The sequence below is a fragment of the Pseudomonas sp. GW456-L12 genome (genome assembly GCF_059424045.1).
Genome location: NZ_JBWKZA010000009.1, coordinates 130,144 through 150,883, shown reverse-complemented (window position 1 = coordinate 150,883; position 20,740 = coordinate 130,144). Strand labels below are relative to the sequence as shown.

The window sequence follows — 20,740 nt, the reverse complement described above, 5'->3', positions numbered from 1 at the left end:
GGGGGGGCGCCAGAAACCGCCTGGCGCCGATAAGAATCTAGTCGCTTTGCTGCGGTGCGGCGACCTGTTCGGCGGCATCTTCGCTGCGATGCAGGGCCACCTGGCGGATCGACAGGCGAATCTCCGCCGGCAGCACGCGCTTGGCCGCGCCCTCGGCCAGTTCGCCGAGCAGTTCGTGGTAGCTCAGCTTGCCGGCCTCGTCGCGGCGCAGCACGTCCTGTTCCAGCAAGGTCTGGATGAAGTGGCGGAACAGGCTCTTGTCGAAGAACTCCGGGGCATTCAGGCCATGCAGGATCGACAGGCGCTGGGCCATGACCGTGCACAGGTCTTCCAGCTCTTCGGCGCTGATGCTGCGCTGGCCGCTGTTGAGCAGCAGCGAGATGGCCATGTAGAAGCGCTGCAGGGTCTGGGCGATGCTCTTGGACAGCAGGGTCAGCAGCACGAAATGCCGCGAGCTTGGGGCCGGACGCAGGTACAGCTCCTTCTCGAAGCGCAGCAGGCCTTGCTCGACGAAGGCCTCCAGCCATTGGTCGATCACCCCGTCCAGTTCGTCCAGGGACCAACGGATGAACAGCTCCGACTGCAGGTAAGGGTACAGCGCCCGGGTGTAGCGCAGGATCTGTTCGCGGCTCATGCGCGACGAGCTCTGGAAGAAGCTCGCCAGCAACGCCGGCAGGGCGAAGATGTGCAGCACGTTGTTGCGGTAGTAGGTCATCAGGACGGCGTTCTGCTCGTCCAGGTAGAGGATCTTGCCCAGGGCATCGCTCTGCTCGGACAGCAGGTCCATGTCCTTCACATGCTCGATCAAGGCCCGGCCATCGCCTTCCGGCAGGGTGGTGTGGGGCGAGTAGGGAACCTTGCGCAGCAGCGCCAGGTACAGGTCCAGGACCCGGGCCATGGCGCGGTCGTCGAGGGCCAGGCGGCTGGTGGACAGCAGCGCCAGGGCCACCAGGTTGACCGGATTGATCGCCGCCGCCTCGTTCAAGTGCTGGGCGACTTTTTCACCCAGGCGGTTGGTGGTTTCGTTGAGCCAGGCCGGCTTGAACTGCGGGCCCAGCTCCTGGGCGCGCCAGCCTGGCTGTTCCTGGTCGAGGAACTCGGCCAGCTTGATCGGCTCGCCGAAGTTCACCGCCACCTGGCCGAAACGCTGCTTGAGGGCGCCGATGACCTTGAAGATGTCGAAGATCGACTCTTTCTTCTTGCTCGCGCCGCGCAGCTCGCCCAGGTAGGTGCGGCCTTCCAGCACGCGCTCGTAGCCGATGTACACCGGGACGAAGACGATCGGCATGCGCGAGGAGCGCAGGAAGCTGCGCAGGGTGATGGCCAGCATCCCGGTTTTCGGTTGCAGCATGCGCCCGGTGCGCGAGCGTCCGCCCTCGACGAAGTACTCCACCGGGAAACCCTTGGTGAACAGGGTGTGCAGGTATTCGTTGAACACCGAGGTGTAGAGCGGGTTGCCCTTGAAGGTGCGGCGCATGAAGAACGCTCCACCCCTGCGCAGCAGGCTGCCGATCACCGGCATGTTCAGGTTGATCCCGGCGGCGATGTGCGGCGGGGTCAGGCCGTTGCGGAACAGCAGGTAGGACAGCAGCAGGTAGTCGATGTGGCTGCGGTGGCAGGGCACGTAGATCACTTCGTGGCCCGGGGCGACTTTCTGCACGCTTTCGATGTGGTTGACCTTGATCCCGTCGTAGATCTTGTTCCAGAACCAGCTCAGCACCACTTCGAGGAAGCGGATCGCGGTGAAGGTGTAGTCCGAGGCGATCTCGTTGCCATAACGCAAGGCTACGGCCTTGGCTTTTTCCGGGGAGATCTTTTCCCGTTCGGCTTCGTCGAGGATCGCCTGCCTGACCAGCGGCTGGTTCAGCAGGCCTTTGACCAGGTTGCGCCGGTGGGAAATGTCCGGGCCGATCACCGCGGCCTTCAGGTTGCGAAAGTGCACCCGCAGGATGCGCTGGGCCATGCGCACGGTACGCTCGTGGCCCTTGTTGTGCTCGATCAGTTCGCGTAGGTGAATCGGCGCGGAAAATTGCACCCGGGTCTTGCGGCCCAGGATCATGATGCTCAGCAGCCGGCGCAGACGCCCGGTGACTGCCCAGCTGTCGGCGAACAGCAGTTTCCATGGGCTCGATTCGCTGTCGGGCGATTGGCCCCAGAACACGCTGACCGGAATGATCTGCGCGTCTTCGGCGGCATTCTGGCTCAGGGCGCTGACCAGACGGGTCAAGGTGGGGGGCGCGCCGCGCTTGTCCTGGCGGCCGAGCCAGTCCGGGGCCGGGGTCAGGTAGAAAAACGCGGCGGGTTCCAGCAGGTTACCCACCGAGACCGGCAGCACCGGGCGCGGCAACCCGGCCTTGGTGCACTCGGTATCGACCACGGCAAGGTCGGTGAGCGAAGGGTTTTGCAGGACGTAGAACACCGGACGACTGCGGTCGAGGTTGAGGGTGAAGGACGACTGGTTGATCGTCTCCGAGCGAACCCAGAGGTACAACAGTCGGCGCAAGGTGCCAAACACAAGACGGCGGAACGGGGAGCGGGTCATACGGCTTCTGCTTTAGTGGAAAAAACCGAGCAGTTGCTCGGGGCGGCTAGTGTGCCGGATTCACCGAAAATCGGCAAAAAAGCGGCAAACAAGATTGAGTTGAGAGTTTTTCTGCCTGTCATATACTCGCCCGACTGACGCCTGGGCATGCGGGGCCCATCAATAGAAACCCAGGTCCAGGCGAAAGTTCTCACGGCTTCGTTTCAGTAAGCCGACTGATAATAAAAAGACGGAGGATGGATTGATGGCAACTCGCGAGACCGGCAGCGTGAAGTGGTTCAACGACGCCAAGGGCTACGGCTTCATTCAGCGTGAAGGTGGTGCCGATGTATTTGTCCACTACCGTGCTATTCGTGGTGAAGGCCACCGCTCGCTGACCGAAGGGCAGCAGGTTGAATACGCCGTGGTAGAGGGGCAGAAGGGTTTGCAGGCAGAGGATGTAGTGGGCTTGTAAGCGCTGTGCCTTGTAGGAGCGAAGCGTGCTCGCGATAACGCTATCGCGAGCAAGCTTCGCTCCTACAGTAATCAGAGTCAGGCGGTACGCCAGGTAATCTCTTCTTCCCCGTCGGCGCTGATGCGAATCCAGCGGTCGGCCGATTCCTCACCTTCTTCCTCGACCCAGCTGCCCGGTGCGCAGCGCACTTCGACGTTCAGCGCGGCGAAGGCGGCGCGGGCGCAGGCGATGTCGTCGTCCCACGGCGTCTGGTCGCTTTCCAGATACAGGCTGTTCCATTTGCCCACGGCTTTCGGCAGCCAGGTCACTGGCACGCTGCCCGCCTTGCATTTGTAGGTCTGGCCTTTCTGCACCCAGTCGCTGCACGGGCCCAGGGCCGCGCCGAGCCAGGCGGCGATGGCCTTGTGGTCGACGTCGGCGTCTTTCAGGTAAATCTCGATATCCGGTTGGCGCATGGATGTCCTCACTGCGGGTCTGAAAAATCCATTCGCGGATTTATTCGGCCTCGAGTCGCTGCTCGAGGCCGTGGATTAATGGGTTATTGCAGCACGAAGTAATCGTAGCGCATCGACACGCTGACCTCGAAGGGCTCGGCCTGCTCGATCACGCTGGCCCGGCGTTCGGCACTGGCGCGCCAGCCGTGGGGCGTCATGGCCAGCAGGTTGGCGCGATCCTGCGGATTGCTCAGCGTCAGCTTGAAGTCCAGGGTTTCACTGTGTTGCAGCGCCATGCCCGCGGGCACCAGCGCCAGGTGTTTGTCGTCGGTGTATTCGCGGACCTCGTCGTACAGGCGCTCGCGCAATTCCATCAGGTGGCCGCTGGTCGGTCCGACCTTCATCAGGCCGCCGCCAGGGCTGAGCAGGCGCTTGGCTTCCTGCCAGTCCAGCGGGCTGAAGACACTGGCGAGGAACTGGCAGCTGGCGTCGGCCAGGGGCACCCGGGCCATGCTGGCGATCAACCAGGTCAGCTGCGGGGCACGGCGACAGGCGCGCTTGACCGCTTCCCGGGAGATGTCCAGGGCATAACCGTCCGCCTGGGGCAGGGCTTCGGCGATCAGGGCGGTGTAGTAACCCTCGCCGCAACCGATATCGACCCAGCGCTGCGGGGCGCGCTCGGCGGCCAGTTCGGCCAGGCGCCTGGCCACCGGGGCGTAATGGCCGGCATTGAGGAAGTCGCGGCGGGCTTCGACCATGGCCTGGTTGTCGCCTGGGTCGCGGCTGTTCTTGTGCTGCACCGGCAGCAGGTTCAGGTAACCCTGGCGGGCGCGGTCGAAGCGGTGCCCGGCCGGGCACACGACACCGTTGTCGACGGCGCTCAGGGGCGCCGCGCAGATAGGGCAGGCAAGCATCAGGCGAGCAACTTGATCAGGGTCTGGTAGTAGATTTCGGTCAGCACGTCGAGGTCGCTGGCCAGCACGCGCTCGTTGACCTGGTGGATGGTGGCGTTGACCGGGCCCAGCTCGACCACCTGGGTGCCGAGGGTGGCGATGAAACGCCCGTCGGAGGTGCCGCCGCTGGTGGAGGCCTTGGTCTCGCGGCCGGTGATGTCCTTGATGCTGGCCGACACCGCGTCGAGCAGGGCGCCCGGTTCGGTGAGGAACGGCAGGCCCGACAACGCCCACTCCACATGCCAGTCCAGGCCGTGCTTGTCGAGGATGGTGGCCACGCGCTGTTGCAGGCCTTCGACCGTGGATTCGGTGGAGAAGCGGAAGTTGAACACCGCCACCAGCTCGCCAGGGATCACGTTGGTCGCGCCGGTGCCGGAATTCAGGTTGGAAATCTGGAAGCTGGTGGGCGGGAAGAAGGCATTGCCGTCGTCCCAATGTTCCGCGGCCAGTTCGGCCAGGGCCAGGGCGGCCAGGTGGATCGGGTTCTTGGCCAGGTGCGGGTAGGCCACGTGGCCCTGCACGCCGCGCACCGTGAGTTTGGCGCCGAGGGAGCCGCGACGGCCGTTCTTGACCACGTCACCGACCAGGCTGGTGCTCGACGGCTCGCCGACGATGCACCAGTCCAGGCGCTCCTTGCGCGCCGCCAGGCGCTCGACCACCGCCTTGGTGCCGTGGTGGGCTGGGCCTTCTTCGTCGCTGGTGATCAGGAAGGCCACTGAGCCTTTGTGGTCCGGGTAGTCGGCGACAAAACGCTCGGCCGCCACCAGCATCGCCGCGAGGCTGCCTTTCATGTCCGCTGCGCCGCGCCCGCAGAGCATGCCGTGCTCGTCGATCAACGCGTCGAACGGGTCGTTCTGCCAGGCCTGGACCGGGCCGGTGGGCACCACATCGGTATGGCCGGCGAAACACAGCACCGGGCCTTCGTGCTTGCCGTGGCTGGCCCAGAAGTTATCCACATCCTCGATGCGCATCGGCTCCAGCTTGAAGCCGGCATCGCCCAGGCGCTGCATCATCAGCTTCTGGCAGTCGGCGTCGACCGGCGTCACCGACGGGCGGCGGATCAGGTCACAGGCGAGTTGCAGGGTCGGCGAAAGGTCGGCGTGGGCCGTCATGGGGAAACTCCGGTGCAAGGCGTTATGTGTAAGCGCGAGGCTTGCCCGCGATGGAAAACCTGAGGCGTCTCAGGCAAACCGCGTCGTGGCTATCGCGGGCAAGCCTCGCTCCTACGGTAATGGGGCAAGGCGCGCAAAATGGCGGATATCTTAAAGCAAAACGGCGGCCAGAGGCCGCCGTTTAGTGCTTTGCCGCGATTTATGCAGCCGCCACCGGCGCGCTTTCGGCAAGCGGTTTTGGCAGCGACGACAGGAAGGCCATGACCAGTGCCGCCACATACGGCAGCGACTGCACCAGCAGCATGGTCACCCAGAAGCGCATGTCGTTGCTCGGCAGGCCGCCCTGCACCAGGTAGATGCCCAGCGCCGCGCCCCACAACAGCAGCATGATGAACAGCTCTTCCCGGGCTTCCGAGATCGCCACCCAGAAGCCGTGGTTGTCGGCGTTCTTCGGTGTACGGAAGAACGGAATGCTGCTGGTGAAGAAGCCATACAGCACCGCCTTGGCGATGGTGTGGGACAACGCCAGGCCCGCCACGGCCGCGCAGAACGCGTCCTTGAGGTTGACCCCGACCGCCCGGCGGTAGAGGAAGATGATCTTGCCGACCTTGAACACGAACAGCGCCAGGGGCGGGATCGCGAAGATCAGCAACGGCGGATCGACGCGCTGCGGCACGATGATCATCGCCGCCGACCAGAGCAGGGCGCCGAGGGTGAAGAAGATGTTCATGCCGTCCGCCACCCACGGCAGCCAGCCCGCGAGGAAGTGGTAGCGCTGGCCACGGGTCAGCTCGGTGTCCTTGCCGCGCAGCAGGCTGGCGGTGTGGCGCTTGATGATCTGGATCGCCCCATAGGCCCAGCGGAAACGCTGTTTCTTGAAGTCGATGAAGGTATCCGGCATCAGGCCCTTGCCGTAGCTGGTGTGGTAATACGCCGCCGACAGGCCTTTCTCGAACACCCGCAGGCCCAGCTCGGCGTCTTCGCAGATGCACCAGTCGGCCCAGCCCAGTTCTTCCAGGACCGAACGGCGGGTCATGGTCATGGTGCCGTGCTGGATGATCGCGTCACGGTCGTTGCGGGTGACCATGCCGATATGGAAGAAGCCTTTGTATTCCGCGTAGCAGAGCTTCTTGAAGGTGCTTTCGTTCTGATCGCGGTAATCCTGCGGCGATTGCACCACGGCGATCTTCGGGTCGGCGAAGTGCGGCACCATGTGCTTGAGCCAGTTGCGATCGACGCAGTAGTCCGAGTCGATCACCGCGATCACTTCGGCGTCCTTGGCGGTGTGCGGGATCAGGTAGTTCAGCGCGCCGCCCTTGAAACCGGCCAGGGGCGCGACGTGGAAGAACTTGAAGCGCGGGCCGAGGGTTTCGCAATAGGCCTGCACCGGCTCCCAGACCGCCGGGTCCTTGGTGTTGTTGTCGATGATCAGGACTTCGAAGTCCGGATAGTCGAGGTTGGCCAGGGCATTGAGGGTCTGTTTGACCATTTCCGGCGGCTCGTTGTAGCACGGCACATGGATCGAGACTTTCGGCCGGTAGTTGGAGTCGCCTTCGACCGGCAGGAACTCGCGCCGGCGCTTGTGCACCCAGACCGCCTCGGCCAGTTCATGGGCCTCGGTGAGCAACACGATGAACACCCCGAGCGCACCCAGGGCGAGCAGGAAGCCCACCGTCAGGCTGAACCAGGTGCTGTATTGCTGGCTATAGTCGTAGCCGATCCACACCAGCACCGAGCCGCAGAGGAAGGCGATGAAGGTCAGGAAGGTCCGCCCGCGCTGGCGCAGGGCCGAGCCGTCAATCATCAGCAGGGTCAGGGACAGCAGCGCCAGGACCACCGAGCCGATGGCCAGCACGCGCCATTGCGGGATCGCCACCACCGGGCCTTCGAAGTTGAATTTCTGCTGGCGCGCGGCGTTGAACACGCCCCAGTAGGCGCCTACCGAACCTTCGTCGCTGGCCTTCCACGGCTGGTCGAAGGCTTCGATCACGAAGTAGTTGTAGCCCTGGCGGTTGAGCTTGTTGACCAGGTTACGCAGGTAGATCGCCTGGTCCGCCGGGCTGGCGTCGGCGCCGCCACGCATGCGGCCGTTGCTCGGCCAGCCCACCTCGGACAGCAGCAGCGGTTTTTTCGGGAACATTTGTTTCAGGTCGCGGGCGCGGTCGAGGACGAACTGCCCGGCCTTGTCCATCGGGATGAATTCCCAGTAGGGCAGGACGTGCGCGGCGATCAGGTCGACGTGCTGGGCCAGTTCCGGGTGTTCCTCCCAGACGTGCCACTGTTCGGAGGTGGTGACCGGCACCTTGACCGCGGCCCGTACGCGATCGAGCAGGACGCTCAACTGGTCGGCGGTGATTTCCTTGCGGAAGATCGCTTCGTTACCGACCACCACGCGCACCACACTGCGCGAGTTGTTGGCGATGTCGATGGCGCGGGTGATTTCACGCTCGTTGCGCTCCAGGTCCGGGCTGATCCAGATCCCGAGGGTCACGCGCAGGCCGAACTCTTCCGCCAGCTTGGGGATGTTCTCCAGCGTGCCGTCGACCGAGTAGGTCCGAATGTTGTCGGTCAGCTTGCTCATGATCTCCAGGTCGCGACGCATTTCGTCGTCGGTCGGGAACTGGTCTTTCTGCGGGAACTGGCCCAGCTGGAAAGGCGAGTAGGAAAAGCCGGAGATTTGTGCAGGCCAATTGGGGGCGGAAACCGGGCGGTTGACCAGTGCCCAGAAGCCGGTGAACAGGGCGGCGATTGCCAGAACCACCACCAGGTTGAGTCCAAATTTACGCGATGACATAGCTATTTCGGGTTCCAAAGGGTGTGGAACGGGGGAACGGTCGGCATGCGCCAAGCGGCGCGCATCCTACACTGGCCTTCGACTGAGCGTACAGCGCACAGGGGAAAGCCGCAGGTTGGGCAATCCAACTCGATTTAAGTTCTCGGCGACGAAATTTTCAGATTGTTCCCTCATTAAAGCAGCCCCGACTGCCATTCATAGGGCAAAGATGCTCTTGACGGACATCGGCCCTATAATGCGCGCCGGTTTTTGGGGTAATGGTCATGAGTACAGAAGATCCGCGGTTTGCTGGCGTCGCCCGGTTGTATGGCATCGAGGGCCTGGAACGCTTGCGCGCCGCCCATGTGGCGATCGTCGGGGTCGGCGGGGTCGGCTCCTGGGCGGCGGAAGCCATTGCCCGTTGCGGAGTGGGCGAGATCTCGCTGTTCGACCTGGACGACGTCTGCGTCAGCAACAGCAATCGGCAGCTGCACGCCCTCGACAGCACGGTCGGCAAGGCCAAGGTCGAGGTCATGGCCGAGCGCCTGCGCGGGATCAATCCGGCCTGCACCGTGCATGCGGTGGCGGACTTCGTCACCCGCGAGACCATGGCCGAATACATCACGCCGAACATCGATTGCGTGATCGACTGCATCGACAGCGTCAACGCCAAGGCGGCGCTGATCGCCTGGTGCAAACGGCGCAAGATCCAGATCATCACCACCGGCGGCGCGGGCGGGCAGATCGACCCGACGCTGATCCAGGTCTGCGACCTGAACCGTACCTTCAACGACCCGCTGGCCTCGAAAGTGCGTTCGACCCTGCGGCGCGACTATGGGTTTTCCCGCACCGTGACCCGTCACTACAGCGTGCCTTGCGTGTTTTCCACCGAGCAGCTGCGCTACCCGAAACCGGACGGCAGCATCTGCCTGCAGAAGAGCTTTGTCGGCGATGGCGTGAAGCTCGACTGCGCCGGCGGTTTTGGCGCGGTGATGATGGTCACCGCGACCTTCGGCATGGTCGCGGCGACCAAGGCGGTGGACAAGCTGGTGGCTGGCGTGCGGCGCCCGGCGGACAGAGTCAAACCCATCTGACGCAATAGATTCCTGTAGCCGCTGCCGCAGGCTGCGATCGGCTCCGCAGGAGACGTGCTCTTGAGGCCCCCGGAAGCCCCCTTCGGGCCTTATCGCAGCCTGCGGCAGCGGCTACAGAGATTCGGGTCGGGTAGATCGCGATTGGATCAGTAGTTGCCAGCCAGCTCGCGCATCCGCTGCAATACCGCGTTCAACCCATTGCTGCGCGACGGCGACAACTGGCGCGACAGGCCCAGCTGATTGAACCAGTCCGGCAAGTCCACCCGTTGCAGTTCCTCGGCGGACAAGCCGTTGACCCGCGCCAGCAGCAGGGCCACCAGGCCACGGATCAGGCGCGCATCGCTGCTGGCGGCGAACTGCCAGTGACCGTCCTGCAAGGTGCCCACCAGCCAGACCTGGCTTTCACAGCCATGCACCCGATTGGCCTCGACCTTGTCGGCGTCGCTCAGCGGTGCCAGGCGTTCGCCCCATTGCATCAGCAAGCGTGCGCGCTGTTCCCAACCGGGAGCGCCCTGAAAGCTGTCGAGGGCCGCCAGGGCCTCGGCGGGCAGGCTCATCGCAACAGCTCCAGCGCCTGATCGAGGGCCTCGAAGAAGCGTTCCAGGTCCTCGGAGTCGTTGTACAGCGCCAGGGATACGCGGGTCGCACCGGCCAGGCCGAAGCTTTTCAGCAGTGGCATGGCGCAGTGATGCCCGGCGCGCACGGCGATGCCCTGTTCGGTCAGCAGGTGAGCCAGGTCGGCGTTGTGCACGCCATCGACCACGAAGCTGACCAGCGCCAGCTGCGGCTTGCCCAGCAGGCGCAGGCCTTTGCGGGCCAGCAGGCCGTGCAGCAGGTAGTCGTGCAGCGCGGCTTCATGGGCGCTGACGGCGTCCTGGTCGAGGCCGCTGAGGTAATCCAGGGTCGCGCCCAGGCCAATCACGCTGGCGATCGGCGGCGTACCGGCTTCGAAACCCAGCGGGGCGGGGCGGAAGCTGGCGTGCTGGTATTCGGCCTGCTGGACCATCTCGCCACCAAACTGCCAGTGACGCAGGCCTTGCAGCGCCTCGGTGCGCCCGTACAGCACGCCGACACCGTCCGGGCCATAGAGCTTGTGGCTGGAGAACACATAGAAATCGCAGCCCAGCGCCTGCACATCGTGGCGGCCGTGGACCACGCCCTGGGCGCCGTCGACCACGGTCAGGGCGGCGTGCGCCTTGGCCAGGGCCAGCAGCTGCGGCAGGGGTTGCCAGGCACCGAGCACGTTGGACAGCTGGCTGACGGCCAGCAGCCGGGTGCGCGGGCCGATCAGGCGTGCCGCGGCGTCGAGATCGATCAGGCCGTCGTTGTCCAGCGGCAGGACCACCAGGTTGAGGCCGCGACGGTGCGCCAGTTGCTGCCAGGGCAGCAGGTTGGCGTGATGCTCCAGGGCGCTGATGACGATTTCGTCGCCCGGGTTGAATTGGTGTTCCAGGCCATAGGCCAGGAGGTTCAGCGCAGAGGTCGCGCCGTGGGTAAAGATGATCTGCCCGCTGTCACCGCTGTTCAGCCACTGCGCCACCTTGTGCCGGCTGTTCTCGAACGCCTGGGTGGCGTGAGCGCCGGGCAGGTGCTGCGCGCGATGCACATTGGCCGCGCCATTGGCGTAGTAGTGCGCCAGGGCGTCCAGCAGGGCTTGGGGTTTTTGCGTGGTGGCGGCGTTGTCCAGGTAGGTCTGGTCCTGCCGTTGCAGGGCGGCGATGGCCGGGAAGTCGGCACGCCAGGGAGAAGGAATCATCATGCTATCGGGCCCTGGTGAACATGGGCGGGTATACGCCGGACCTGTAACCGGTAGGAGCGAGGCTGCCCGCCAAGGGGGCCTCGAGGCAGCCCAAAGCTTTGCGGGCCAGCCTCGCTCCTACCGGTAGAGGTGCGTGACGCTTAGTTGTGAGCGTGCAGCGCTGCGTTCAGTTCGATGGCCGATTTGTGGGTCTTGCACTCCACGGCACCGGTTTCCGAATTGCGACGGAACAGCAGGTCAGGCTGGCCGGCCAGCTCGCGGGCCTTGACCACCTTGACCAGTTGGTTGTTCTCGTCCAGCAGCGCCACCTTGGTCCCGGCGGTCACGTACAGGCCCGATTCCACGGTGTTGCGGTCGCCCAGCGGGATACCGATACCGGCGTTGGCGCCGATCAGGCAGCCTTCGCCGACCTTGATCACGATATTGCCGCCGCCCGACAGGGTGCCCATGGTCGAGCAACCGCCGCCCAGGTCCGAACCCTTGCCGACGAACACGCCAGCAGACACCCGGCCTTCGATCATGCCCGGGCCTTCGGTGCCGGCGTTGAAGTTGACGAAACCTTCGTGCATCACGGTGGTGCCTTCGCCCACATAGGCGCCCAGGCGGATACGCGCGGCGTCAGCGATACGCACGCCAGCCGGTACCACGTAGTCGGTCATTTTCGGGAACTTGTCCACTGAGAACACTTCCAGCAGCTCGCCACGCAGGCGGGCTTCCAGTTGGCGCTCGGCCAGTTCGCCGAGGTCGACCGCGCCCTGGTTGGTCCAGGCCACGTTCGGCAGCAGCGGGAAGATCCCGGCCAGGTTCAGGCCGTGCGGCTTGACCAGGCGGTGGGACAGCAGGTGCAGCTTCAGGTAGGCCTCCGGGGTGGAGGTCAACTGGGCGTCTTCGGCCAGCAGGGTGGCGACCAGCGGCTTGTGGCTCTCGGCCAGGCGGGTCAGCAGCGCGGCCTGGGTGGCGTCGATGCTTTTCAGGGCGTCGGCCAGCTCTGCGGCCTGGGTGGTGGTGAAGGTGATGGCCTGGTTGCCTTCGCTGTAACCCAGCACCGGGGCGATGGCGGCAACGATTTCCGCGGACGGCTTGAGCAGGGGCGCGGCGTAAAACACTTCCAGCCACGCGCCTTGACGGTTTTGAGTGCCGACACCAAAGGCCAGGCTGAACAGGGTAGTGGACATGCTGTTACCTCTTACAAAATTGAGCGGGCAGGCGTTATTTGATTTCTGCCGCGTAGATATCGGGCTTGAAGCCAATCAGGGTTCGGTCGCCGAGATCGAGCACCGGGCGCTTGATCATCGAGGGTTGCGCGAGCATCAGTTCGATCGCTTTCGCCTGGTCGAGATCGGCTTTGCGTTCGTCGTCGAGTTTGCGAAAGGTCGTGCCCGCACGGTTCAGCACCACCTGCCAGCCGTGCTCGTTGCACCACTGGGCCAGGTGTTCGCGGTCGATTCCGGCCGCTTTGTAGTCATGGAAGTCATAGCTGACAGCGTGTTCATCGAGCCAGGTGCGCGCCTTTTTCATGGTGTCGCAGGCTTTGATGCCGAAAAGGTGCAACGTTTTGCTTGAAGCGGTCAAGGAATTGCCCCCTTTTGAGATGCTGGAGTTAAAGGTCACGGATTATGCCATGCCCGCGCCGGTTCGGCGTCGGCGAAGGCCCGGCTTTGTAGCTTTGTGTGACAGCAGCATGGGCCGCTTGCGACTTTTGTGCAGCGGCGAGGCCCCAGCTTAAGCGGCTAATATGGCACTTCGACGGTAACCTGTTGCCTGAAGTCCGCTGCTGATCGATTGGGAAAACCGCTTTATGCAAACCGCTTATACCGTCCTTATCCTGCTGATGCTGGTGAGTCTCTCGCGGCTGGTCGGACGGATGATTCCGTTGCCGTTGCCGCTGCTGCAGATCGCCGCCGGGGCCTTGCTGGCCTGGCCCACTCTGGGGCTGCACGTGGCCCTGGACCCGGAATTGTTTCTGTTTCTATTCCTGCCACCGCTGCTGTTCTCCGATGGCTGGCGCATGCCCAAGCGCGAGCTGTGGCGTCTGCGCGGGCCGATCCTGACCCTGGCCGTGGGCCTGGTGCTGTTCACCGTGGTGGGGGCCGGTTATTTCATTCACTGGTTGCTGCCGACCATTCCCTTGCCGGTCGCCTTCGCCCTCGCGGCTGTCTTGTCGCCGACCGACGCCGTGGCGGTCTCGGCGATTTCCCAGAACCGCCTGCCGACGCCCTTGATGCACATGCTGCAGGGCGAGGCACTGATGAACGACGCCTCCGGCCTGGTAACCTTCAAGTTCGCCCTGGCGGCGGCCGTGACCGGGGTGTTTTCCCTGGCCAATGCCAGCCTGACGTTTGTCCTGGTGGCCGTCGGCGGCCTGGCGGTTGGCGTGGCCCTGAGCTGGCTGGTGGGGCGCTTGCGAGCCTGGATGATCGCCCGCGGCTGGGACGACCCGGCGACCCATGTGGTGTTCATGCTGTTGCTGCCGTTCGCCGCCTACGTGCTGGCCGAGCGCCTGGGAGCCTCGGGCATCCTCTCGGCGGTGGCGGCGGGGATGATGCAGAGCTGGCTCGATCTGTTGCCCCGGCAGACCAGCACGCGCTTGCTCAACCGCAGCGTCTGGTCGTTGCTGGAGTTCGCCTTCAACGGCCTGATCTTTCTGCTGTTGGGCCTGCAACTGCCGGACATCATCAAGGCCGTGGTCAGCCACGAAACCACCTTGTGGCCGACCCTGTTCTATCGCTGCCTGGATGTGGGAGCGATCTTCCTGGTATTGCTGGTGCTGCGGTTCATCTGGGTGCAAAGCATCTGGCGCCTGTCCGGCCTGTTGCGCCGCTGGCGTGGCAAGGGCGAACTGACCCTGGTGCCGACCGCGCGTTCCTGCTGGTTGCTGACGGTGGGCGGGGTACGCGGGGCGGTGACCCTGGCGGGCGTCATGTCGGTGCCGCTGTTGCTGGGAGCGGGCGAGGCATTTCCCGAGCGCGACCTGCTGATCTTCATTGCCGCCGGGGTGATCCTGTTGTCGCTGGTGGCCGCCTGTATCGCCTTGCCGCTGTTACTGCGGGGCATCCAGAAGAGTCCTGACGAGAAGCGGCATGCCGAAGTGCGTGACGCCTGGCGCAAAACCGCCGAGGCGGCGATCCATGCCCTGGAGGCTGAAGAAGTGGCCGATGGGGTCAGCTCGCCGGATGCGGCCCAGGCGGCGCTGGCCACCGAGCTCAAGGGGCGGCTGATGTCGGAGTATCGCCATCAGCTGGAGGTGTTCAACGATTCCGCCGAAGCCCAGGCGCTGGCGTTTCAGATGGATTTGCTGGAGCGCAAATTGCGTTTGAAGGCGCTGCGGGCGCAGCGGCTGGAGTTGTATCGGTTGAGCCGCCAGCACCAGATCGGCGACGACGTGTTGCGCGAGGTATTGGGCGAGCTGGACCTCAGCGAGGCCAATCTGGGGCAGGTGAAATAACGTCTGTCTTCTTGTAGGAGCGAAGCTTGCTCGCGATGAACGATAACGCGGTGTATCAGTTGTACGGCGTCGTTTCTATCGCGGGCAAGCCTCGCTCCTACGGGAGGGTTACTTACGGCGCTGAACGAAATCGCGGATCCGCTCGGCGGCTTCCACGCATTCGGCCAATGGCGCCACCAGGGCCATGCGCACCCGACCGGCTCCCGGGTTGCTGCCGTTGACGTCGCGTGACAGGTAGGAGCCTGGCACCACGGTCACATGTTCCTGTTCGTACAGGTCGCGGCAGAACGCCGTGTCGTCGCCCGCCACGTTCGGCCACAGGTAGAAGCTGCCGTCCGGGCGCTGCACGTCGAGTACCGGCGCCAGGATCTCCAGCACCGCATCGAACTTCTCGCGATACAGCGCGCGGTTGGCGCGCACATGCACTTCGTCGTTCCAGGCGGCGATGCTGGCCAGCTGGGTCTGAACCGGCATGGCGCAGCCATGGTAGGTGCGGTACAGCAGGAAGCCCTTGAGGATCTCGGCGTCGCCGGCGACGAAGCCGGAGCGCAGGCCCGGCAGGTTGGAGCGCTTGGACAGGCTGTGGAACACCACGCAACGCTTGAAGTCCTGGCGTCCCAGATCGGCGCAGGCGCTGAGCAGGCCGGGTGGCGGGGTCTGCTCGTCGAAGTACAGCTCGCTGTAGCACTCGTCGGCGGCGATCACGAAATCGTACTGGTCGGCCAGGGCGATGAGTTTCTTCAGGGTTTCGATCGGGATCAGCGCGCCGGTCGGGTTGCCCGGCGAGCACAGGAACAGGATCTGGCAACGCTGCCAGATCTCGGCCGGTACCGCGTCGAAGTCCGGATTGAAGCCGTTTTCATCCAGGCACGGCAGGTAGTGCGGCTTGGCGCCGGCGAGGAAGGCCGCGCCTTCGTAGATCTGATAGAAGGGGTTCGGGCTGACCACCAGCGCGTCGTCGCCACGGTTGACCACAGTCTGGGTGAAGGCGAACAGCGCCTCGCGGGTGCCGTTGACCGGCAGCACATTGCGTGCCGGGTCGATCCAGCCGTCGGGCACGCCAAAACGCCGTTCGCACCAGCTGGCGATGGCTTCGCGCAGGGCTGGAAGCCCCAGGGTCGTCGGATACACGGCCATCTGGTCGAGGTTATTGGCCAGGGCCTCGGCGACAAAGCTCGGCGAGCGGTGCTTGGGTTCGCCGATGGACAGCGCGATAGGGCGCTTGGCCGGGTTGGGCTGGACGCCGCCGAGCAGGGCGCGGAGTTTTTCGAACGGGTAGGGCTGCAGCTGGTTCAGAGCGTTGTTCATCGGGGCGGTGTCTCACTCAAAGCGGGTCGTGGCGCGTGGTCAGAAGCTCAGGCGCGTCAAGGCGGTAGGCGGTTCGTGGCTGACGCTCAGCTGTTCGACGATGGCGTCCTGCAGTCGGCTGCACAGCTGGGGATCGGACAGTTGCTGGTTATGCGCGTCGGTAATGAAAAACACGTCTTCCACGCGCTCGCCCAGGGTGGCGATCTTGGCGTTTTGCAGCGACAGGTCGAACTCCAGGAAGATCTTGCCGATGCGCGCCAGCAGGCCGGGGCGATCGGGAGCGCTCAGTTCGAGCACGGTGACCGGGCGCTGGGCGTCGTTGTGGATAGTCACTTGCGGCGGGAAGGCGAAGTGCTTGAGCTGACGCGGTACTCGACGCTGGATGATGGTCGGGTAGTCGTCAGGATTGCGCAGGGCCTCGGTAAGGCCATCGCGGATCTGTTTGACGCGTTGCGGGTTGTTGCCGATCGAGCCGCCGTCATTGTCGAGCACGATATAGGTGTCGAGGGTGAACTGGCTGCTCGAGGTGATGATCCGGGCGTCATGGATGTTCAGGTTCAACTGGTCCATCGCGGCCACGGTCACGGCGAAGAAATCGTGCTGGTCCGGGGCGTAGATGAAGATCTGCGTGCCACCCTCGAATTCGCGCTGGGTGGTTTCCTTGATCAGCACCAGAGGGCCGCCGTCGGCCGGCTGCTGGAGGATCGCATCGCTGTGCCAGGCCACATCGCCGGCGGTGTGGCGCAGGAAGTAGTCGTCACCCAGTTGCGCCCAGAGCTGCTCGACGTCGTCCGGGTCGGTGCCGGCGCGGACCAGAATGTCCAGGGCCGCGCTTTGCGTCTGGCGGATCTGCTCTTCGCGGTCCACCGGGTTTTCCAGGCCGCGGCGCAGGGCGCGCTTGGTCTCGGTGTAGAGCTGGCGCAACAGGCTGGCGCGCCATGAGTTCCACAGCGTCGGGTTGGTCGCGTTGATGTCGGAAACCGTCAGCACGTAGAGATAGTCCAGGCGGGTCTGGTCGACCACGACCTGGGCGAAGTCATGGATGACCTGCGGGTCGGACAGGTCCTTGCGCTGGGCGGTGGTCGACATCACCAGATGGTTCTGCACCAGCCAGACGATCAGGCGCGTGTCCCACAGTGGCAATTGGTGGCGGATGCAGAAGGCTTCCGCGTCCACGGCGCCGATATCCGAGTGGTCACCGTGCCGGCCCTTGCCAATGTCATGGTAGAGCCCGGCGAGGTAGATCAGTTCGGGCTTGGGCAGCTTGGCCATGAGCTTGCTGGCCAGCGGGAATTTCTCCGAAACCTGGGTGTACTGCAGTTTGCGCAGGTGTTTGATCAGGTTCAGGGTGTGGGCGTCGACCGTATAGATGTGGAACAGGTCATGCTGCATCTGCCCGACGATATGGCCGAACTCCGGCAGATAACGCCCGAGAATGCCGTAGCGATTCATCCGCCGCAGGTTGCGGTGGATGCCGATCTCGCACTTGAACAGCTCGATGAACAGGCTGGTATTACGAATGTCGTGGCGGAAATCGTCGTCGATCAGGTGGCGATTTTCGCGCAGCAGGCGAATGGTGTCGGCGCGTACGCCCTTGATCTCCGGGTGCTGGGCCATGAGTACGAAGATTTCCAGCATGGCGAACGGCGTACGGCGGAACACGTTGGCGTTGATCGCCTCGATGTAGCCGTCGTGCAGCTGGAAGCGCGAGTTGATCGGCTGCGGCGGCGCTTCGTCTTCCGGGGCGAGGATGACTTCCTCGAAATGCTGGATGATCAGGTCGCTGAGCTGGGCGATGCTCATCACCACCCGGTAGTACTGCTGCATGAAGCTTTCGATGGCCTGCTTGGCATCGTTGCCCTCGAACCCCAGCAGCTTGGCGATCGAGCGCTGGTGATCGAACAGCAGGCGGTCTTCGGCACGCCCGGCGAGCATGTGCAGGGCGTAGCGGACTTTCCACAGGAACTCCTGGGACGACGCCAGCAGCGCGTTCTCGCTTTCCACCAGGAAACCTTCGCCGGCCAGGGCCCGCAGGTTCAGCGTGCCGTACTGGCGACGGGCGACCCAGAGGATGGTCTGGATGTCTCGCAGGCCGCCGGGCGAGCCTTTGACGTTGGGTTCCAGGTTGTATTCGGTGTCGTTGTACTTGTGGTGGCGGGCTTTCTGTTCGGCGCGCTTGGCCAGGAAGAAGTCCTTGCTCGGCCACATGTGCGCCGTGCTGGTGACGTCGAGCATGCGCTGGCGCAGGCGTTCGGGGCCGCAGATGGTGCGGCTTTCCATCAGGTTGGTAACCACCGTCAGGTCGGCGCGGGCCTCTTCGGCGCATTCCTCCACCGAGCGCACGCTTTGCCCGACTTCCAGGCCGATGTCCCAGAGCAGGGTCAGGAAGCGTTCGATGGAGTCGCGGAAAATCTCGTGGTCGGCGCTGTCCAGCAGGATCAGCAGGTCGATGTCGGAGTAGGGGTGCAGCTCGCCGCGACCGTAGCCGCCGACCGCCACCAGGGCAATGTCGGCGTCGTCGCTCCAGTCGAACTGGTCCCAGGCCTTTTGCAGGATGTTATCGACGAACCAGGCGCGGTCCTCGATGAGCCGGCGGATATCCCGTCCGCTGCGAAAGCGCTCGTCGAGCACTTCGCGTGCCTGGCGAATGGCTTTCTTGAAGGCAGCGATAGGGCTTGCCTTCAGGGCCAGTTCCGCCTGGAACTGGCCGCGGTCGAACAATTCGGGATCCACCTGCGGCATCGATTGGCTTTCCTTTCTATCTATAGGTCAGGGCGCGACTGTGTGGATCAGGCCGAGACGCGCGCGATGGTGTCATCGCTGCGCAGGGTGAAGATCTCGTAGCCGGTCTCGGTCACCAGCAGGGTGTGCTCCCACTGCGCGGAGAGCTTGCGGTCCTTGGTGATCGCAGTCCAGCCGTCGCCCAGCACCTTGGTGTCGGCCTTGCCCTGGTTGATCATCGGCTCGATGGTGAAGGTCATGCCGGCTTTCAGTTCCATGCCGGTGCCGGCGCGGCCGTAGTGCAGGATCTGCGGCTCTTCGTGGAACACCTTGCCGATACCGTGGCCGCAGAACTCGCGCACCACCGAGAAACCGTTCTTTTCAGCGTGTTTCTGGATGACTTCGCCGATGTCGCCCAGGCGGCAGCCCGGCTTGACCAGTTCGATGGCCTTGTACATGCATTCCTGGGTGATCTGCGACAGGCGCTCGGCCCAGACCGGCACGGTGCCGACGTGGAACATGCGGCTGGTATCGCCGTGGTAGCCGTCCTTGATGACGGTGACGTCGATGTTCAGGGTGTCGCCATCCTTCAGCGGCTTCTCGTTCGGGATGCCGTGGCACACCACGTGGTTGATCGAGGTGCAGATGGACTTGGGGAAACCCTTGTAATTCAACGGCGCGGGAATCGCATGCTGCACATTGACGATGTAGTCGTGGCAGATGCGGTCCAGCTCTTCGGTGGTCACGCCGGGTTTGACATGCTCGGCAATCATTTCCAGCACTTCGGCGGCCAGTTTGCCGGCGACACGCATTTTTGCGATGTCCTCGGGAGTTTTGAGGGTGACGGTCATACAGGCTCTCTTGACGCTCAGTGGCGCGGATAAACACGGAATGGCTTGAAAGCGGTGTATCGAAGGCTGAACCCGCTGTGGGGTCGCCGCGCTTTCAAAAGCCTCAAAGGTGCGATTCTAACAGAGCCCCGGGGCAAATCTGAGGCTCTGTGCGTCGCTTCTTTCTATAACAGTGGAGCATTCTGGCCCGATTCCAAGGGGGGAGCAAAAAAGCCCTCCGGGGGAAATGAGAATCCGGGTTCCGTTTTTACCCTTCTTGTGGTATAAAATGCGCCGCTTTCCGGGGATGCCCTGAAAAGCCTAAACCCACACACGTGTCGACACGATGACCTGGGTGCCCTCAGCACAAGCTGTTGGTTGGTCATTGGGATACGTGGAGGCCTAACCCGACTTATTAAGGAACTATCATGTCCCAAGTCAACATGCGCGATATGCTGAAGGCCGGTGTGCACTTCGGTCACCAAACCCGTTACTGGAATCCGAAAATGGGCAAGTACATTTTCGGCGCGCGTAACAAGATTCACATCATCAACCTTGAAAAAACCCTGCCAATGTTCAACGAAGCTCTGACTTTCGTAGAGCGTCTGGCCCAGGGCAAAAACAAGATTCTGTTCGTCGGCACCAAGCGTTCCGCTGGCAAGATCGTTGCTGAAGAAGCAGCACGTTGCGGTTCGCCGTACGTCGATCACCGCTGGTTGGGCGGCATGCTGACCAACTACAAGACCATCCGTGCTTCCATCAAGCGTCTGCGTGACCTGGAAGTTCAGTCGGAAGACGGCACCTTCGCCAAGCTGACCAAGAAAGAGGCGCTGATGCGCACTCGCGATCTGGAAAAGCTGGATCGTAGCCTGGGTGGTATCAAGGACATGGGCGGTCTGCCTGACGCACTGTTCGTGATCGACGTTGACCACGAGCGCATCGCGATCACCGAAGCCAACAAGCTGGGCATCCCGGTCATCGGCGTTGTCGATACCAACAGCAGCCCGGAAGGCGTTGACTACATCATCCCAGGTAACGATGACGCCATTCGCGCCATCCAGCTGTACATGGGTTCGATGGCTGATGCCGTGATCCGTGGCCGCAACAACGTTGCTGGCGGCACCGAAGTATTCGCTGAAGACGCTCCAGCGCCGGCAGCTGAAGCCTGAGTAACTGACGCTTAGCGTTTACTCAGTACGCAAAAAGGGGGCTAGGCCCCCTTTTTGCCACCTCGGAAATCATTTACCGATGGCGCCCCTGCAGTTCTTGTCATGTGTGGCGGCTATCAAGGGTTTTCGAGAGCGCAGCTCAAGAA

At 63.6% G+C, this 20,740-nt stretch carries 16 protein-coding genes; 4 read left to right on the top strand and 12 right to left on the bottom strand.

Going from position 1 to position 20,740, the window contains the following annotated elements:
* Window positions 1-37 precede the first annotated feature (37 nt).
* On the bottom strand, window positions 38-2,542 hold the full coding sequence (gene plsB / locus AC07Y9_RS14435) for a glycerol-3-phosphate 1-O-acyltransferase PlsB (RefSeq protein ID WP_102679266.1): 2,505 nt from the start codon (window positions 2,540-2,542) through the stop codon (window positions 38-40).
* A gap of 244 nt (window positions 2,543-2,786) precedes the next feature.
* On the opposite strand from plsB, the gene AC07Y9_RS14430 reads away from it, so the two are divergent.
* Window positions 2,787-2,996: a cold-shock protein gene (locus tag AC07Y9_RS14430; RefSeq protein ID WP_007927922.1), complete on the top strand. Its 210-nt coding sequence runs from the start codon at window positions 2,787-2,789 to the stop codon at window positions 2,994-2,996.
* Window positions 2,997-3,073: 77 nt separating this feature from the next.
* Here AC07Y9_RS14430 and AC07Y9_RS14425 read toward each other — a convergent pair whose 3' ends face one another.
* The 4 genes from AC07Y9_RS14425 to AC07Y9_RS14410 form a co-directional block, all read right to left on the bottom strand.
* The gene (locus tag AC07Y9_RS14425) at window positions 3,074-3,451 is read right to left on the bottom strand and encodes a hypothetical protein (protein ID WP_007927921.1); all 378 of its coding nucleotides are present in this window, start codon (window positions 3,449-3,451) and stop codon (window positions 3,074-3,076) included.
* A gap of 83 nt (window positions 3,452-3,534) precedes the next feature.
* Complete coding sequence (locus AC07Y9_RS14420) at window positions 3,535-4,344, bottom strand: putative RNA methyltransferase (protein WP_102679265.1); 810 nt, start codon at window positions 4,342-4,344, stop codon at window positions 3,535-3,537.
* Window positions 4,344-5,495, bottom strand: a complete 1,152-nt coding sequence (dapE, locus tag AC07Y9_RS14415; protein WP_102679264.1) for a succinyl-diaminopimelate desuccinylase — start codon at window positions 5,493-5,495, stop codon at window positions 4,344-4,346. Before dapE ends, AC07Y9_RS14420 begins: the two co-directional genes overlap by 1 nt.
* A 199-nt stretch (window positions 5,496-5,694) precedes the next feature.
* Window positions 5,695-8,289 carry a glycosyltransferase gene (locus AC07Y9_RS14410; protein ID WP_053259789.1) on the bottom strand — a complete coding sequence of 865 codons (2,595 nt, stop codon included), beginning with the start codon at window positions 8,287-8,289 and terminating at the stop codon, window positions 5,695-5,697.
* Window positions 8,290-8,552: 263 nt separating this feature from the next.
* On the opposite strand from AC07Y9_RS14410, the gene tcdA reads away from it, so the two are divergent.
* Complete coding sequence (gene tcdA, locus AC07Y9_RS14405; RefSeq protein ID WP_009042375.1) at window positions 8,553-9,362, top strand: tRNA cyclic N6-threonylcarbamoyladenosine(37) synthase TcdA; 810 nt, start codon at window positions 8,553-8,555, stop codon at window positions 9,360-9,362.
* Window positions 9,363-9,508: 146 nt separating this feature from the next.
* Here tcdA and AC07Y9_RS14400 read toward each other — a convergent pair whose 3' ends face one another.
* From AC07Y9_RS14400 to AC07Y9_RS14385, 4 genes are all read right to left on the bottom strand, one after another.
* Window positions 9,509-9,919 carry a SufE family protein gene (locus tag AC07Y9_RS14400; protein ID WP_007924086.1) on the bottom strand — a complete coding sequence of 137 codons (411 nt, stop codon included), beginning with the start codon at window positions 9,917-9,919 and terminating at the stop codon, window positions 9,509-9,511.
* Window positions 9,916-11,121, bottom strand: a complete 1,206-nt coding sequence (locus tag AC07Y9_RS14395) for an aminotransferase class V-fold PLP-dependent enzyme (protein ID WP_102679263.1) — start codon at window positions 11,119-11,121, stop codon at window positions 9,916-9,918. The genes AC07Y9_RS14400 and AC07Y9_RS14395 overlap by 4 nt, the downstream gene beginning before the upstream one ends.
* Window positions 11,122-11,261: 140 nt before the next feature.
* Window positions 11,262-12,296 carry a 2,3,4,5-tetrahydropyridine-2,6-dicarboxylate N-succinyltransferase gene (gene dapD, locus AC07Y9_RS14390; protein WP_007924084.1) on the bottom strand — a complete coding sequence of 345 codons (1,035 nt, stop codon included), beginning with the start codon at window positions 12,294-12,296 and terminating at the stop codon, window positions 11,262-11,264.
* 34 nt (window positions 12,297-12,330) lie between these two features.
* The gene (locus AC07Y9_RS14385; protein ID WP_238437447.1) at window positions 12,331-12,639 is read right to left on the bottom strand and encodes an arsenate reductase; all 309 of its coding nucleotides are present in this window, start codon (window positions 12,637-12,639) and stop codon (window positions 12,331-12,333) included.
* Between the two features lie 280 nt (window positions 12,640-12,919).
* Between AC07Y9_RS14385 and AC07Y9_RS14380 the strand changes: the two genes are divergently transcribed.
* Entirely contained in the window at window positions 12,920-14,566 is a 1,647-nt protein-coding gene (locus AC07Y9_RS14380) for a Na+/H+ antiporter (protein WP_102679262.1), read from the top strand.
* Between the two features lie 108 nt (window positions 14,567-14,674).
* Here the strand turns inward: AC07Y9_RS14380 and dapC are convergent, their stop codons facing one another.
* From dapC to map, 3 genes are read right to left on the bottom strand one after another with little or no spacing between them, the layout of a single operon-like run.
* Window positions 14,675-15,874, bottom strand: a complete 1,200-nt coding sequence (gene dapC / locus AC07Y9_RS14375; protein ID WP_102679261.1) for a succinyldiaminopimelate transaminase — start codon at window positions 15,872-15,874, stop codon at window positions 14,675-14,677.
* Between the two features lie 39 nt (window positions 15,875-15,913).
* The gene (locus AC07Y9_RS14370) at window positions 15,914-18,616 is read right to left on the bottom strand and encodes a [protein-PII] uridylyltransferase (protein ID WP_087091379.1); all 2,703 of its coding nucleotides are present in this window, start codon (window positions 18,614-18,616) and stop codon (window positions 15,914-15,916) included.
* Between the two features lie 47 nt (window positions 18,617-18,663).
* Window positions 18,664-19,446 (bottom strand): type I methionyl aminopeptidase, encoded by a 783-nt coding sequence (gene map, locus AC07Y9_RS14365; RefSeq protein WP_009042382.1) that lies wholly within the window; start codon window positions 19,444-19,446, stop codon window positions 18,664-18,666.
* A 407-nt stretch (window positions 19,447-19,853) separates the two neighbouring features.
* On the opposite strand from map, the gene rpsB reads away from it, so the two are divergent.
* On the top strand, window positions 19,854-20,594 hold the full coding sequence (rpsB, locus tag AC07Y9_RS14360; RefSeq protein ID WP_007924078.1) for a 30S ribosomal protein S2: 741 nt from the start codon (window positions 19,854-19,856) through the stop codon (window positions 20,592-20,594).
* The last annotated feature ends 146 nt before the right edge of the window (window positions 20,595-20,740 follow it).

What these genes read in the sequence shown, in the direction of transcription:
- plsB (WP_102679266.1), bottom strand. Translation starts at nt 2,542, where the DNA reads ATGACCCGCTCCCCGTTCCGCCGTCTTGTGTTTGGCACCTTGCGCCGA.
- AC07Y9_RS14430 (WP_007927922.1), top strand. Translation starts at nt 2,787, where the DNA reads ATGGCAACTCGCGAGACCGGCAGCGTGAAGTGGTTCAACGACGCCAAG.
- AC07Y9_RS14425 (WP_007927921.1), bottom strand. Translation starts at nt 3,451, where the DNA reads ATGCGCCAACCGGATATCGAGATTTACCTGAAAGACGCCGACGTCGAC.
- AC07Y9_RS14420 (WP_102679265.1), bottom strand. Translation starts at nt 4,344, where the DNA reads ATGCTTGCCTGCCCTATCTGCGCGGCGCCCCTGAGCGCCGTCGACAAC.
- dapE (WP_102679264.1), bottom strand. Translation starts at nt 5,495, where the DNA reads ATGACGGCCCACGCCGACCTTTCGCCGACCCTGCAACTCGCCTGTGAC.
- AC07Y9_RS14410 (WP_053259789.1), bottom strand. Translation starts at nt 8,289, where the DNA reads ATGTCATCGCGTAAATTTGGACTCAACCTGGTGGTGGTTCTGGCAATC.
- tcdA (WP_009042375.1), top strand. Translation starts at nt 8,553, where the DNA reads ATGAGTACAGAAGATCCGCGGTTTGCTGGCGTCGCCCGGTTGTATGGC.
- AC07Y9_RS14400 (WP_007924086.1), bottom strand. Translation starts at nt 9,919, where the DNA reads ATGAGCCTGCCCGCCGAGGCCCTGGCGGCCCTCGACAGCTTTCAGGGC.
- AC07Y9_RS14395 (WP_102679263.1), bottom strand. Translation starts at nt 11,121, where the DNA reads ATGATGATTCCTTCTCCCTGGCGTGCCGACTTCCCGGCCATCGCCGCC.
- dapD (WP_007924084.1), bottom strand. Translation starts at nt 12,296, where the DNA reads ATGTCCACTACCCTGTTCAGCCTGGCCTTTGGTGTCGGCACTCAAAAC.
- AC07Y9_RS14385 (WP_238437447.1), bottom strand. Translation starts at nt 12,639, where the DNA reads ATGAAAAAGGCGCGCACCTGGCTCGATGAACACGCTGTCAGCTATGAC.
- AC07Y9_RS14380 (WP_102679262.1), top strand. Translation starts at nt 12,920, where the DNA reads ATGCAAACCGCTTATACCGTCCTTATCCTGCTGATGCTGGTGAGTCTC.
- dapC (WP_102679261.1), bottom strand. Translation starts at nt 15,874, where the DNA reads ATGAACAACGCTCTGAACCAGCTGCAGCCCTACCCGTTCGAAAAACTC.
- AC07Y9_RS14370 (WP_087091379.1), bottom strand. Translation starts at nt 18,616, where the DNA reads ATGCCGCAGGTGGATCCCGAATTGTTCGACCGCGGCCAGTTCCAGGCG.
- map (WP_009042382.1), bottom strand. Translation starts at nt 19,446, where the DNA reads ATGACCGTCACCCTCAAAACTCCCGAGGACATCGCAAAAATGCGTGTC.
- rpsB (WP_007924078.1), top strand. Translation starts at nt 19,854, where the DNA reads ATGTCCCAAGTCAACATGCGCGATATGCTGAAGGCCGGTGTGCACTTC.